Below are 13,826 nucleotides of genomic sequence, written 5' to 3'. Positions count from 1 at the left end.
GGAAATGACATCGACATGAAACGAGAGTCTCAGAGGCAAGACGTGATCGAAGAGTGGCCAAGCCTTGTGTTCAGCACGGAAGCAGCAAGTGGCGCAAAAGAAGGCAATTCCTTGCTGCCCATGCTGATCGCCGGGCTCGCTCTGATTGTCATAGGCGGGATCGCCGTGATGGCTTTCGTGTAGAAAAGGCAAGTCTGCAGTTCACCCCTATGACACTGTGGAAATTGACATGGCTGCCGATGCCAAGCGTCGATCTAGGTCGCAACAGGTATGCATGAGCGGGAAGCAACAAAGTAAGACCACAACCGTCATCGACGGCGTCCCGCTGTCAACGGTTCTTGACGAGGAGATGATCCAGAGGGTCGTCCACGGCTTCTATGAGGAAATCCGCCACGACGTCCTGCTGGGGCCCGTATTCAATAACGCCATAGCCGCGGATGCGTGGCCGTCGCATTTGGCGAAGATGTGCGATTTCTGGTCTGCCACGCTCCTGCGGACTTCCCGCTACGCTGGTCGGCCATTGCCGCCGCATCTGGCTGTTCCCGGCCTTGGCGAGATGCACTTCCGGCGTTGGCTTTCCCTCTTTCGCGCCGTCGTAGAGCGCGTTTGCCCGCCCGAAGTTGCAGCAATTTTCATCGCACGGTCGTTGCGCATCGCTCACAGCTTTTGCCTTGCTGTCGCATTCAACAGGGGCGAAGACACAATCCAGGTCGAACCGATCCTCGAAGACAGCCTCTGAAGCCGCCCGTTGATCGAGATCAATGTCACGGGCTGCTGGCCGCGCAATGATCGCCACGCTAGGAGCAAATGCCATGAGTTTTCTCGAGTACCTGATTTCGGTCGACGCCAGGACGGCCTTGATGGGTCGCATGATGCAAAAGCTAGGCGTCGACAGACGATTGAAAGTCGTGGCGGATCATGGAGCCGTGATCAATCGAGCGGTGAATCGCTGCCGCGCCTGCGGCCACCAGGGCGAATGCATGACGTGGCTCGATCAACACGAAAATGCCAACGAGCCTCCGGACTATTGCCGCAACCGCGACCTGATTGCACAATTGCAACACGTATCTGGCGAAGGGTAACGGCTCCAACACTCGGAACGCAGCGGGTCAATTTCAGGCATTCTGTCGGCGCCCTGACCGCAGTTTGACGTTGCTCATTGTCGATCCAACGTGACCTATCAGCCGGTTGAGCGTCAGAGTGCGCCCGTGGTGCGATCGAGTAGGGCTCCACCCTTATTGGAACAACCACAATGTTCTGGGGCCATGGCTGCAATCCTCACGCTGGGCACCAGCATGGCGGTTCTTTTGCTGCTGTATGGGGGGCTGCGCCCGCAGGCGATCACTGCCTTGAAGTCTATCGCGACCAGATTTCCGGACCGCGACGTGGCGCGCGCACGTTTTCGGTCATCACCTCTTCAACCGGCCGTCCATTCGCGAGGACGTGGACCGGCAACGTCAACGTTGAGAGAATCCGTCCTGCAGATCTCTGATTTTGCAGACCTTTCCTCAGGTTGCGAAAGCGCAACGATCGCGGACCCAGTGAGATCTATGAAGACGCTTCGCAACCGTGGAGGCGCGACCGTGAAGACATCCGGTTCGATCAGACCCGACATGACCATTGACGAGATCATGAGACAATGGCCGGCAACGGTGGCTGTGGTTCTTGGCCGCAAGATGCTATGCACGGGCTGCCCCATTGGGCCTTTTCATACCGTGACCGACGCATGCCGCGAGCATCGGGTCAACGAGACTCGTTTCCTCGTCGATTTGGAATTGGCTGTTCGGGGTGGAGGGTGACGGTCAGTCCTTTTGCCGGTTCTCGGCTAGAACTACCAGGCGATGCGCATCCTTGACCGTGACTCTTTGGCGCCCGCTGACAATTATTCCGTTCTCTTCCCACTTGCTGAGCAGACGGCTGACCGTGTGCAGCGTCGTTCCCGTCATTTCGGCAATGTCCTGTCGTGAAATCGGGAAGGCGATCTCGATGCCGCTGTCGGTCTTTCGGCCGGTCTGGTTTGCCAGCCGCAACAGCGCGTGCGCGACCCGCTGTTCCACCTGTTCCGTGGACATCTCCACCACCCGCGTCTGCGTCTCCTGCAGCCTGTTTCCGACCGTCCTGTAGGTGGCGGCGCCAAAAACCGGAAACCGTCGCGCAAGGTCAGGCCAAAGAGCGTTCGGCCACGCCAGCACCACGCAGTCCACCGCTGCTACGGCGGTGGCGGGGTAGGTCGTTCGGCCAAGTGCCGCGGCAACTCCAAAAATCTCGCCTGCACTGATGTACCTGGCGATCACCTGCTGTCCGTCCGGCGTCGTGCGGACGACGCGTATGTGCCCGGCCAGTAGAACGAAGAACGAGTGGGCCTCGGCTTCCTGCTCGAAGATCGCCGTCTCCTTGGCATAGCGGGACGACCGGGCGCCTTGCAGAATCTCGCTCTGCTCGTCGGGCGTCAAGCCCTGGAAGAGGGGCAGCTGCGATATCAGCGATCGGTCCAGCGCAGCCAAGCGGATTTCCCCACGACCGAGTGTTCCGCATCAACCGTGCGGGAGATCCTTTCTTATCCCGAGTTTGCGCCAGCGCAAATTCTCCCCGGGGCACATCAGGCTAAGTGGCATCGAACGGCGAAGGCCGCGACCTCGAAACAAAGGACAAATCGATGAGAATTTCCATCCTCGCTGCCGCAATCTCCATCCTCGCGCTCTGCGGGGCAGCAAGTGCTGAAGAGCATGTGGTGCAAATGCTCAACAAGGGCGAAAAAGGTGCCATGGTTTTCCAGCCGGCTTTCGTCAAGGCTGCACCCGGCGACACAGTCAAGTTCGTGCCGACCGACAAGACCCATGATGCCGAGTCGATCAAAGGCATGATTCCGGACGGCGCTGAACCCTTCAAGGGAAAACCCAGCGAGGAAATCACCCTCACCCTAACCCAGGAAGGCGTCTACGGCGTCAAGTGCGCGCCGCACTACGGTATGGGCATGGTCGCGCTGATCGTTGTCGGCAAGCCGGTCAATCTCGATGCCGCCAAGACGGTCAAGCATGCCGGCAAGGCTGCAAAGGTTTTCGCCGACCTGTTCACGCAGATGCCGGCGAACTGACCAAACCCACGCATGAAAACCTGCTCGACCCATAGCAGCCATTGGCCCGGAAACGAGGTCGCGGTTTATCCGACCTCTTTTTTGGAGATATGAAGCATGGGCATCCCACGCCTGCGCGCCTATGCCGGGCCTGCCGTTCTTTCCTATGGGTTCAGGCCGTTCTTCCTTCTCGGGCCGCTCTATGCCTGCCTCTCCATTGTGCTCTGGCTCCCAATGTATGCAGGGGAACTCGATACCCATAGTGCATTTGTTCCTGTCGATTGGCACATTCACGAGATGCTGTTCGGTTATCTGCCGGCGATCGTGACCGGGTTCCTGCTGACCGCCATTCCCAACTGGACCGGCCGGTTGCCCGTACAAGGGCTGCCGCTGCTGTGGCTGGTTGTCTTATGGCCTCTCGGCCGCGTCGCGGTCTTCTTCTCGGCAGATATAGGCTGGCAGGCAGCAGCCGTAACCGATGGATCTTTTCTGCTTGCGGTTGCCGCGGTGGCGGCCCGTGAAATCATCGCGGGGCGCAACTGGCGCAATCTCAAGGTTCTGCTGCCGCTTGCCGTCCTGGCATGCGCAAATGGCGCCTTCCATATCGAGGCGCATATTCAAGGCGCCTCCGATGTCAGTCGAAGGCTCGGCATGGCTGCGGCTATAATGCTCATCTCGATCATCGGCGGGAGGATTATTCCCAGCTTCACCCGCAATTGGCTCGTGCGCGAAAATCCCGGCAGGCTCCCCGCGCCTTTCGGCCGGTTGGACATGGCCTCGATAGGCATCTCGGTCAGCGCGCTGGCGGCATGGACGTTCGCTCCCAGCAACAGCGTCTCCGGACTGTTGCTTGCGACAGCCGCAATCAGCCAGACCTGGCGCCTGTCGCGGTGGGCTGGCGAGCGCACCTCGCGCGATCCGCTGGTGCTCATCCTTCACCTGGCTTATGCCTTCGTGCCGCTCGGTCTTGCCCTGTTGTCAGCGTCGATCTTTTTTCCTGGCATCGTGCCGGCTGAAGCTGGGCTCCATACGTTGGGCGCCGGCGCGATCGGGTCAATGACGCTCGCCGTAATGGCCCGAGCGACGCTCGGACATACCGGCCGGCAATTGCGGGCTGGACGACCAGCAACTTTTATCTTTACAGCTATTCTGGTCGCAGCCTTGTCACGCATCCTTGGCGTTTTCGTCCCGAACGACGCCATCATTCATCTGGCGGGTGCTGCCTGGGCGCTGGCATTCGGCGGCTTTCTTTTGACCTACGGTGTGGCGTTGACGACGCCAAGGGCCCACGCCGCCTGACGGTCACTCCCATGCATTGGATGGCAGGGACGCGGGCAATCGCGTATGGCCGCGCAGCGTATTACATATCTGTTCTGTAAGCTTTTGGCCACAATTGCGGGAGGATTCGAGCCCACTTGAGCCAAGGTTCCCATGTTAATCAGCATCGCGACTGCGCGGCTGTTTTAATCAGGGGAATCAAAATGTCAGAAACCAGACTTGGCTATTCAACTTATCAAATCGCGCTTCATTGGGTCATAGCATCGTTGGTGTTATTCCAGCTGTTCTTCGGCGAGAGCATGACAACCGTGGTTGACGCGGCTGAAGAGGGAACCGCGGTCTCCCCAGCCGACCAGGCATTGGGCTCCGCCCATTACTGGGTCGGGATTTCGATCCTGGTCCTCGTGATCGCTCGGCTGGTCATGCGCCTGGTATCGGGTACTCCCAAGCCTGCGGAAGGCGGCACTGGCTGGATGCAGATCGCCGCGCAGATCTCGCACGGCCTTTTCTATCTGCTCTTGCTCGCAACGCCCTTTGTGGGGCTTCTTGCCTTCTACGTTGGCGACCCATGGGGCGACATCCATTCGCTCAACAAGCCAGTGTTTATGGTCCTGATTTCCGTCCATGCCTTGGCGACACTGTTTCACCAGTACTGGCCTCGTGACGGCACGCTCAAGCGGATGCTGTCGCCCGGCCGATAGGTCTGGCCTGTGAATTCTGGCGTCCCCGGCAGACAGATCGTTGCCAGACTCTGACGGGACTTTCCGTCAGATCGCACCCAGCTGGGCGAGAACTTTGTTCGCCCAACCTGGCGAGGCTCGGACGAGCCTAAACCCCAGATTGTCGGGCGGCCTGCCGACGGCACAGCCGCCGCTTTTTCCGTCGCTGACGAAGTTGGACATGTAGGCCCGGTGAAGGCCTTCAAGGACGTGCACGCCGCAATTGTCGACCGAACTCTCGACATTGCCGCCATCTGCATGCAGCGTGGTGCGGACGTAGCACGTCGACGTCCACTCCCAGACATTGCCGGAAAAGTCGGCGAGTCCCAAGGAATTCACACCAAAAGAGCCACGGCTCTTGGGCAGCGGGTCCGGCTTGCGATTGAGGTCCACCTCGGCCTTGTAGCTGGTCAGCCAGCGTTTGGACGGGTTGTTGGCGTCGCTTTCGACACCCTCGAATTCGCCGGCGAACCGCTCCGCCGCGGCAAATGCCCATTCCTCGTCGGATGGCAGCCGCCATTGGTCGCCGGTCGCTTGCGAATACCATCGGGCGTATGCGTTGGCATCGAGATAGCTGACGCCGGTCACGGGAGCGGTGGCGGGGATCGTGCGCGTCTCCTGTGCCGGCTGGCAGCTGCCTTCAGCGACGCAATCTGCATAGTCTTCCGCGCTGACCTGATAGGTCATGATTTCGAGCGGTTGGTCGAGCTGGCGTTTGAGGCGGGGATTGGCCTGCGGGTGGCCGTCCTTCAGGAACTCGCCGGGTATGGGATAGGTGATGGAGCCGGACAGCAAAGTCGTCGTGACAGCTACGGCGTGAGGCGGCCGGTCCCAACTGGCTGCCTTTATCGACAGAGCCGCCGGCACAGAAGTGGCCGCCATGGCGACCGCGACAAATTTCAGGATGTAAGGGGACATGGCTGTTGTCCTTGCCCGGACAGCGACACTGTCCGGGCAAATGGAGTTCCATCAGTTGGTGGCGATGGATTTGGGCGCCTCGACCTGCGTCATCAGGTCGTCATTCCACTCGCCCTCGACCATAAAGTGAGCGGTCGCCCCGAGTTCCACGGCCTCGATCAGGTTGTGATTGACATAAGCGTAGACGCCGGGCTGCAGGAACCTATAGAGCGCCGAGCCGGCAGAGCCGCCACGGATGAACCAGGTTTCCAGATCCTTGGCCGGCGGGTTGGCGAATTTGCCCTGTTCCCAGACATAGTCGCCGTGGCCACCGATCAGATGCGGCCGCGTATCGCGGTTGGCCTGCGAATGGACGATCAGCACGGTTTCGCCGACCTTCGCCTTCATAGCGTTGTCGCCGGTCAACGAACCGACCTTGCCGTTGAACAGCACATGCGTCGGGATCAGCCCGCGCATGACCTTGACGATATCGTCGTAACCGTCGCCTGGCGACTCGTAGGTCTTGTAGTTGCCCTTCTCGTCGCGCGGAATGTAGAAGTCGCTCTCGCCGATGTAGAAGATCTTGTCGTATTTGACCGGCTTGCCCTTGTCGTTCCTGAGTCCGTCGCGCGGCAGGATCATGATTGCGCCGCTCATGCCGGAGACGACATGCCATGGGATCATCGCGCCGCCAGGTGCGCAGTGATAGACGAACGTTCCCGTCCGCGTTGCCTTGAAGCGCAGCGTTACCTGTTCGCCTGGATTGATCAACGTGAGGCCGCCGCCACCCAGTGCACCTGTGGCTGCATGAAAGTCGATGTTGTGGGCAAGCGAGTTGGTGTCGGGATTGATGAGCGTCAGTTCGACATAGTCGTCCTGGTGCACGACCATCAGCGGACCAGGAATCGAGCCGTTGTAGGTCATTGCATTGAGCTGCGTCCCGTCCGCGTCGATGACCATCGGCTTCTCCTCGATCGTCATGGAGTATTCGACGATCTTCGGTTCGCCCTTGGCGACCTGGTCGTGCGGATGGACAAAAGGCGGTGCCACGAGCCTGATCTTTTCGCGCAGAAGCCCTCGAATGTCCGCCTTTGTCACCGTTGCCGAAGACGCCGGCAGTGCCGCCACGGCAGCAGCGCCAATCGCTGCTCCAAAGAGGGCTTCGCGTCGCGTGATCATATCAATCTCCTGTCTCAACCGTTGCGGATGAGCAGAAGGTAACTGACCTGACGCAGCGGTTCCTTGCGCTGGCGCAAATTGGTGCAATTCAGTCTAGGGGCAACAACCCCCGGAAACAGCAATCGCGCGCGGCATAGTCGCGATGGGGAAGGGCCGTGGGAGCGGTTGGCCGCACCGGCACTGCTTGTCAGCCCCTCGGCCCTGGATCAGCGGTCCAGTCTATCTTCCCGATCGATAAGGATCCGCTCGGCAGCTCCGTCGAGATCCTCGTACTGACCACTTCTCAACGCCCATAGGAAGCCCCCCAGTCCAAGCGCACCGAGAAAGAGGGCGACGGGGATGAGGTAGGCAAGGGTGGTCATGAGGATTGCGCCAGTTTGCTGATGTCGGACACCCTGTCACGCTGAACATCCTTGGCCCGGATGTGCGACATCGAACCTTGCAGGCGCAGCGCATTTCCGATGACAAGCAGCGACGAGGCAGACATGGCGATCGCGGCGATCAGTGGCGTGACGTGCCCCAGGATCGCGATCGGCACGGCGACGGCATTGTAGACGATTGCGATCGCAATGTTCTGACGAATCAGGCTTCCTGCCTTGCGCGAGACGTCAATCGCGAGGGGAATCGCCACAAAGCTTTCGCGCAGGAAGACGAAGTCCGCCGCATTGCGGCCAATGTCAGCGGCCGTGGCCGGCGCGATCGAAACATGCGCCGCGCTCAGCGCAGGCGTGTCGTTCAGGCCGTCGCCAACCATCAGGACCTTGTGCCCGTCTTTCGCCAGGCCCTCGATGCGTTCGACCTTGCCGGATGGCAGCAGGCACGGAAGGAAGTGGTCGATACCCAACATTTTCGAGACTTCGCCGCAGGCGCTCGCGGTGTCGCCTGACAGCATTTCCACCGAAATCCCTGCATCGTTCAGCTGCTCGATCGCCGCCCTGGCGTCGGCACGCAACGCATCGTCGAAATTGAAGGTCGCGACAACGATCCCGTCTTTCGTCAGGACCGTCCCGCCATAGCCATGTTTGCCTTCGCCGCCGGTGCGGGCCTTCCATCCAGCCCATCCGCGTCTGCCCAGCCGCCAGATACTTCCGACGTCAGTTGCTTCGATACCGAACCCCGGATGCTCGGTGACGGCATCGAATTTGTGCTGCCCGCCGCCAGCGGCAAGACCGGCTATGGCCTTTGAAAAGGGATGACGCGAATGCCCGGCCATGTCGGCCGCAATCGTCAGCATGGCCGGATCGATCGAGGCCGCATTGACGAGCCGAGGCTGACCGAGCGTGAGCGTTCCGGTCTTGTCGAACACCGCTGTATCAATTGTTGCCAGGCGCTCCATGGCCGAACCATCCTTGACCATGATGCCGTTTTCGAACAGGCGCCGCGCGGCGACCACCTGGACGATCGGCACGGCGAGGCCGAGCGCGCAGGGGCATGTGATGATCAAAACGGCGATGGCGATGGTTATGGCCCGGTGCCAGTCGCCAGTTGCCGCCATCCAGCCAAGGAATGTCACGAAGGCGGTGAGATGAACAACTGGAGCATAGAGCGCTGAAACGCGGTCGGCGATGCGGCGGTACTGTGCGCGACCGCCCTCGGCGGCTTCCATCAGCCGAACCATTTCCGCCAGGAACGAATCCTTCGCGGCGGTTGTCGCCTCGATGGTTAGCGGGCCGGTAAGGTTGAGCACGCCGGCCTGGACGGCGTCGTTTGGCGCCACGCTTCTGGGCGTGCTCTCGCCCGAAACCAGCGAGCAGTCGACGTCCGATGTCCCACGCGTGATCTTGCCGTCGACGGGGATCCTTTCGCCGGCCGCGATCAGCAACAGCATGCCCGGTTCGATCTCGCCAACCGGCAGATAGTCGCGTGCGCCATCGTCGCGCAGCACCATGGCGCCACGCGCGGCCAGTTGTGACAGGCCTTTCACCGCGGTGCGGGCGCGTTCGCGCATCACGTGATCCAGCGTGCGGCCGATCAACAGGAAAAACAGCAGAGACACCGACGCGTCGAAATAGGCGTGGTCACCATGGGTGGTCGTCTCATAGAGGCTCATCGCGTAGGCCAACGACACGCCGACCGCGATCGGCACGTCCATGTTCATGCGGCCGTGGCGCAAGGCATTCCACGCCGACTTGAAGAAGATGCCGCCGGCGAAGGCCAGTGCGGGGATGGCGATCAGTGCCGAGACCCAGTGGAACAGGTCGCGGGTCGCGCCCTCGGCACCGGACCAGACCGAAACCGACAGCAGCATGATGTTGCCCGCCGCAAAGCCGGCAACAGCGACGGCGCGGATGAGCTCCGAGAGCGTCTTGTCCTTTGCGTCGATCTCGGCTTCGAACAGATGGGCCTGGTAGCCCAGCCCCTCCAGCACGGCGACGAACGGTGGAACCTCCGCCCCACGCCACCGGACCGAGACACGCTTCGTCGACAGGTTCACGCGAGCGGCCTCGACGTGCTCGAGTTTTGCCAACGTCGTCTCGATCGCCTGGATGCAGGCTCCGCAGTGAACCGTCGGTACGGAAAGGTCGGTCTGGCGAAGATCATCGCCAAGCGATCGGCTCGCCAGCCTGATCTCCTGGCTGGAGGGCAGGACAGACGCGGCACTGACCAGGTCCAGCGCCACTTCAGCACCTGGTGCACAACAGCTCATTGCAGCGCTCTCTGGGAAATCATGATCCTGCGGACGTCGCGATACGGTCTTGCCAGACCGGCATCGGCATCGATTTCGACAATCCAGACACCATCCCTTGGCATGTGCTGCACTGCAAACTCCTGACCCGAGGCGAGGGCGAGCGTGACGGCCTCATCCTCTTTCTCGTAAGCGGGATGGCGAAACAGCACCTTCACGCCATGCAAGGGAACCGACTTGCCGGCAGCGTCGGTGAGGCTATAGCGGACTTCGCCCCATGAGATGGTCAGCTTGCCGGTCCAGCCAAGCGCTGCCTGCGCGCGCCCTTCCTCAGCCTTCTTGTTGAATTGCTGGCTCGCCACATAGGTGTTTTCGACGACAAGACCGGTCCAGCTTGTGTTGGCAAGCGTCGCCATCGTCAGATTGACCGCAATGACCACGCCGAAAAAGGCGAGGATGATGGCCCACATGTGCCTGCCGGTGAATTCGCGGGATTTTCGCGTGGTGGCGTTCATCTGGCGATCTCCGGCGCGTTGAAGGTGGCGATGTATTCGTTCGACTCGAAACTCGCTTTGTCCTCGACCCGGAGTGTGAAGATCTGCGCTTCGCCAAGGATCTCATCAGCAGGCAGGCGCACGAAAACCTTCAACATCTTAAGCCGGTCGGGTTCGACCTGGATCGCGAAAGAACGATCGGCGGGAAGATCGACACCGACGATGCTCATCTCTGCGCCTGGCAAGCCCCCTATGGTGACGATGATCGTTCTTGGTTCGGGGATCATGTTCAGCAGCTTGACGGTGTAGCCATTGCGGATAGAGCCGTCGGACAGCGTCACGAATTGCGGATTGCGGTCATGCAAGACATTGATCTCGAGCCGGTCGCGCGTCATCAGCGAATAGAGCAGGCCCAGGCCGATCAGCCCCCACATAGCTATGTACACGTAGGTGCGGGGACGAAAGATCTTGCGGATGTGGAAATGAGCCACACTGTCTAAAAACAGGCCGTCAGCGGTTCTGACCAGCGACGGATTGACTGCAATGGAACCGCCCGCGGTCGCTAGCATCATGTTGGCGTTGTAGTCGGAGAGTGTCGCGTAGGAGATCAACCCGCGCTCCTTGCCAAGCTTGTCCATGACGCCGTCGCAGGCGTCGATGCAGAGCGCGCAGGTGATGCATTCAAGCTGTTGGCCGTCGCGAATGTCGATCCCCATCGGACAGACGGCGACGCAGGCATTGCAGTCGACGCAATCGCCGATAGCCTTCCCCGCGGCTTGCGCCTTCTTGGCGTGACGTGAGCGCGGTTCGCCGCGCCAGTCGTTGTACGTGACGGTGAGCGAGTTTTCGTCGAGCATGGCTGCCTGGATGCGCGGCCATGGGCACATATACGTGCAGACCTGCTCGCGCATCAGCCCGCCGAACGTATAGGTCGTCGCTGTCAGCACGGCGACGGTGATATAGGCGACAGGCGCTGCCGTGCCGGTGAAGAGTTCGCCGAGCAGGATCGGCGCATCGGCGAAATAGAAGATCCAGGCGCCGCCGGTCGCCGCACCTATGACTAGCCAGATGGCGTGTTTCGACACCCGCAGCACGAGCTTGCGGGCAGTCCACGGCCCGGCGTCAAGCTTCATGCGCGCGTTGCGGTCGCCCTCGATGGCCCGCTCGACGACCAGGAACAGGTCGACCCATACCGTCTGCGGGCACGTATAGCCGCACCAGGCACGACCGACGGTCGACGTGATCAGGAAGAGACCGACGCCGGCCATAACCAGAAGGCCGGCGACGTAGTAGAATTCCTGCGGCCATATCTCGATGAAGAAGAAGTAGAAACGCCGATTTGCGACATCGAGCAGCACGGCCTGATCAGGGGCAAACGGGCCACGGTCCCACCGCAGCCACGGCGTCAGATAATAGATGCCAAGGGTGACCGCCATCACCAGCCATTTGAACTGACGAAAATTCCCGGAGGCCCGTTTCGGGAAGATCTTCTTGCGCGCGGCATACATCGGCTGTCGCACTTTGGCGGAGTTGATCGCCTCGGCTTCGAGCCGTTCTACCTGCGTATTGTCCAGCACTGGTCTCTCCCGTCACGGAGCTTGTGATTTCGCCGGGCACGTGACCTGGCTGGGTGCAGACAGGTGCGCGAAATACAGCGTCGAGCGGATTTTGCCGTCGACTGGATTGCGCCGCGTTGATGCAGGTCAATCGCCGGGTACACGCAAACAAATCGAGGCCCGGCAGAGCCGGGCCTCGTCGCTTGGACGGTGAGGGCCGGAGAATAGCCCCCCGTTCCTATTCTCCACCGCCTAGCGAATGCACGTAGACCGCCAGCTCCTTGATCCTGGTTTCGCCCAGCCGCGCGCCCCAGGCCGGCATCACGCCCTGTTTCGGCGCGGCGACCTGGGCGGCGATGGCCGCTTCGCCCGATCCGTAGAGCCAGATGGCATCGGTCAGATCAGGAGCGCCGAGCTCCTTGTTGCCGATTGCATTGTCGCCGTGACAGGCCACGCAGTTTTCGGCAAAAACCTTAGCGCCGGGCACCACCAACGATTGATCGCCGACGGTTTGGGACAGGCTAGCAACATAGGCGCTGACCTGTTTGATCTGGTCTGCGGTGATGATGTCGCCGAAGGCTGGCATTTCCGACAGGCGCGTATCCGGATCGGAGGCGAAGCGGATGCCATGCGTAATCGTCTGCTGGATCTGGTCCGCCTTGCCGCCCCACAGCCAGTCGTCGTCATTGAGGTTGGGGAAGCCCTTGGAGCCCTGGGCGCCGGAACCATGGCACTGCACGCAATTGAGCTTGAACGCGGCGCCGCCGGCAGCGACCGCGAATTCGCGCAGTGTATCGTCGGCGGCAATCTCAGAGACGTTTTTCGATTCTATTGCCGTGACGTATTTGCCCTTGGCCACCTCGGCCGCCATCAACTCGTGACCGACCTCGTTGCGGCTCGAATAGCCAAGCACGCCCTTGCTTGCCGAATGCAGCAGAGGCCATGCCGGATAGGCGATGGTGTATCCGATCGCCCAGACAATGGTGATGTAGAAGGTAATGACCCACCAGCGCGGGAGCGGGTTGTTCAGCTCGCGAATACCATCCCATTCATGACCAGTGGTCGAAACGCCAGAGATCTCATCGATATGCTCGTCGCTCATGATCACTCGTCCTCAAGAGGAATCCGGGCAGCTTCGTCGGCAAGCTTGCGGCTGCCGGGGCGCAGGGCAAAGGCGATCGCGCCGACAAAGAACAGAGCCATGGCGACCAGACCCCAGCTGTCGGCGAACTCCTGCATCAAATTGTAATCCATGGAAAAAACTCCTCAGCGGTAGCCGGCGGCTTCGTCGTAGTTCTTGAAATCGACCAGCGTGCCGAGCATCTGGAGATAGGCGACGAGGGCATCCATTTCGGTGACCTGTTGCGGGTTGCCGTCGAAGTCGCCGATCTTGGCTTTGGGGTAGCGGGCATCGAGGCCGGATGTGTCGGCGTTGGGATCGGCTTGCGTCATCAGATCGGCGTTGGCGTGCGCGATCATGTCGTCGGAGTAGGGGACGCCGACCCGCCTGTTGGCGACCAGATGCGTAGAGAAGTCCTTCACATCGATCGGCGTGTCTTTCAGGAACGCATAGCTCGGCATGATTGATTCAGGCACCACCGAACGCGGATCCGTAAGGTGCTCGACATGCCATAGATTAGAGTAGCGGTCGCCAACCCTGGCGAGGTCCGGTCCGGTGCGCTTCGATCCCCATTGGAAAGGATGATCGTACATCGACTCGGCCGCCAGACTGTAGTGACCATAGCGCTCGACCTCGTCGCGGAATGGCCTGATCATCTGGCTATGGCAGAGGTAGCAGCCCTCACGCACATAGATGTTGCGCCCCACCAGTTCGAGTGGCGAGTAAGGGCGCATGCCTTCCACCTTCTCGATCGTGTTGTCGAGATAGAAGAGCGGTGCGATCTCGACGATGCCGCCGACCGTCACCACAAGAAGAGAGCCAACGAGAAGAAGCGTAGCGTTCTTCTCGATGATCGCGTGTTTGTCCATCAAGCCCATTGTCTG

17 protein-coding genes are annotated in these 13,826 nt (G+C 60.7%); 7 read left to right on the top strand and 10 right to left on the bottom strand.

Annotated elements, in window-relative coordinates:
• Window positions 1-42 precede the first annotated feature (42 nt).
• The 4 genes from NKI72_RS01380 to NKI72_RS01365 all read left to right on the top strand — a co-directional run bounded on the left by NKI72_RS01380 (window position 43) and on the right by NKI72_RS01365 (window position 1,799).
• On the top strand, window positions 43-183 hold the full coding sequence (locus tag NKI72_RS01380) for a hypothetical protein (RefSeq protein WP_196807113.1): 141 nt from the start codon (window positions 43-45) through the stop codon (window positions 181-183).
• A gap of 46 nt (window positions 184-229) precedes the next feature.
• A complete protein-coding gene (locus tag NKI72_RS01375) occupies window positions 230-739 on the top strand; it encodes a group III truncated hemoglobin (protein ID WP_352503665.1) in 510 nt (169 codons plus the stop codon).
• Window positions 740-812: 73 nt separating this feature from the next.
• A complete protein-coding gene (locus NKI72_RS01370) occupies window positions 813-1,082 on the top strand; it encodes a DUF6455 family protein (RefSeq protein ID WP_352473131.1) in 270 nt (89 codons plus the stop codon).
• A gap of 183 nt (window positions 1,083-1,265) precedes the next feature.
• Window positions 1,266-1,799: a DUF1858 domain-containing protein gene (locus tag NKI72_RS01365; protein ID WP_352473132.1), complete on the top strand. Its 534-nt coding sequence runs from the start codon at window positions 1,266-1,268 to the stop codon at window positions 1,797-1,799.
• A gap of 3 nt (window positions 1,800-1,802) precedes the next feature.
• Here the strand turns inward: NKI72_RS01365 and NKI72_RS01360 are convergent, their stop codons facing one another.
• A complete protein-coding gene (locus NKI72_RS01360; protein WP_352503667.1) occupies window positions 1,803-2,504 on the bottom strand; it encodes a Crp/Fnr family transcriptional regulator in 702 nt (233 codons plus the stop codon).
• 152 nt (window positions 2,505-2,656) lie between these two features.
• Between NKI72_RS01360 and NKI72_RS01355 the strand changes: the two genes are divergently transcribed.
• The 3 genes from NKI72_RS01355 (at window position 2,657) to NKI72_RS01345 (ending at window position 5,052) form a co-directional block, all read left to right on the top strand.
• Complete coding sequence (locus NKI72_RS01355) at window positions 2,657-3,094, top strand: pseudoazurin (protein WP_352473134.1); 438 nt, start codon at window positions 2,657-2,659, stop codon at window positions 3,092-3,094.
• Between the two features lie 96 nt (window positions 3,095-3,190).
• Window positions 3,191-4,372: an NnrS family protein gene (locus NKI72_RS01350; protein ID WP_352849824.1), complete on the top strand. Its 1,182-nt coding sequence runs from the start codon at window positions 3,191-3,193 to the stop codon at window positions 4,370-4,372.
• Window positions 4,373-4,554: 182 nt separating this feature from the next.
• Window positions 4,555-5,052: a cytochrome b gene (locus NKI72_RS01345; protein ID WP_352849823.1), complete on the top strand. Its 498-nt coding sequence runs from the start codon at window positions 4,555-4,557 to the stop codon at window positions 5,050-5,052.
• Window positions 5,053-5,118: 66 nt separating this feature from the next.
• Here NKI72_RS01345 and NKI72_RS01340 read toward each other — a convergent pair whose 3' ends face one another.
• The 9 genes from NKI72_RS01340 to ccoO form a co-directional block, all read right to left on the bottom strand.
• On the bottom strand, window positions 5,119-5,988 hold the full coding sequence (locus NKI72_RS01340; RefSeq protein ID WP_352473138.1) for an SUMF1/EgtB/PvdO family nonheme iron enzyme: 870 nt from the start codon (window positions 5,986-5,988) through the stop codon (window positions 5,119-5,121).
• A 51-nt stretch (window positions 5,989-6,039) separates the two neighbouring features.
• The gene (nirK, locus tag NKI72_RS01335) at window positions 6,040-7,146 is read right to left on the bottom strand and encodes a copper-containing nitrite reductase (protein WP_352849822.1); all 1,107 of its coding nucleotides are present in this window, start codon (window positions 7,144-7,146) and stop codon (window positions 6,040-6,042) included.
• A 206-nt stretch (window positions 7,147-7,352) separates the two neighbouring features.
• A complete protein-coding gene (ccoS, locus tag NKI72_RS01330) occupies window positions 7,353-7,508 on the bottom strand; it encodes a cbb3-type cytochrome oxidase assembly protein CcoS (RefSeq protein ID WP_352473140.1) in 156 nt (51 codons plus the stop codon).
• Complete coding sequence (locus tag NKI72_RS01325) at window positions 7,505-9,793, bottom strand: cation-translocating P-type ATPase (RefSeq protein WP_352849821.1); 2,289 nt, start codon at window positions 9,791-9,793, stop codon at window positions 7,505-7,507. Before NKI72_RS01325 ends, ccoS begins: the two co-directional genes overlap by 4 nt.
• On the bottom strand, window positions 9,790-10,287 hold the full coding sequence (locus NKI72_RS01320) for a FixH family protein (RefSeq protein ID WP_352849820.1): 498 nt from the start codon (window positions 10,285-10,287) through the stop codon (window positions 9,790-9,792). The genes NKI72_RS01325 and NKI72_RS01320 overlap by 4 nt, the downstream gene beginning before the upstream one ends.
• Window positions 10,284-11,843, bottom strand: coding sequence for a cytochrome c oxidase accessory protein CcoG (ccoG, locus tag NKI72_RS01315; RefSeq protein WP_352473143.1), 1,560 nt, complete (start codon window positions 11,841-11,843; stop codon window positions 10,284-10,286). The genes NKI72_RS01320 and ccoG overlap by 4 nt, the downstream gene beginning before the upstream one ends.
• A gap of 217 nt (window positions 11,844-12,060) precedes the next feature.
• On the bottom strand, window positions 12,061-12,924 hold the full coding sequence (gene ccoP, locus NKI72_RS01310; protein WP_352473144.1) for a cytochrome-c oxidase, cbb3-type subunit III: 864 nt from the start codon (window positions 12,922-12,924) through the stop codon (window positions 12,061-12,063).
• A gap of 2 nt (window positions 12,925-12,926) precedes the next feature.
• The gene (locus NKI72_RS01305; RefSeq protein WP_352849819.1) at window positions 12,927-13,076 is read right to left on the bottom strand and encodes a cbb3-type cytochrome c oxidase subunit 3; all 150 of its coding nucleotides are present in this window, start codon (window positions 13,074-13,076) and stop codon (window positions 12,927-12,929) included.
• A 12-nt stretch (window positions 13,077-13,088) separates the two neighbouring features.
• On the bottom strand, window positions 13,089-13,820 hold the full coding sequence (ccoO, locus tag NKI72_RS01300) for a cytochrome-c oxidase, cbb3-type subunit II (RefSeq protein WP_352473146.1): 732 nt from the start codon (window positions 13,818-13,820) through the stop codon (window positions 13,089-13,091).
• Window positions 13,821-13,826: the final 6 nt, after the last annotated feature.

The organism is Mesorhizobium sp. M0437, assembly GCF_040321335.1.
In the GTDB taxonomy this organism is placed as follows: Bacteria; Pseudomonadota; Alphaproteobacteria; order Rhizobiales; family Rhizobiaceae; genus Mesorhizobium.
This window is presented reverse-complemented; position numbering and strand designations above follow the sequence as displayed.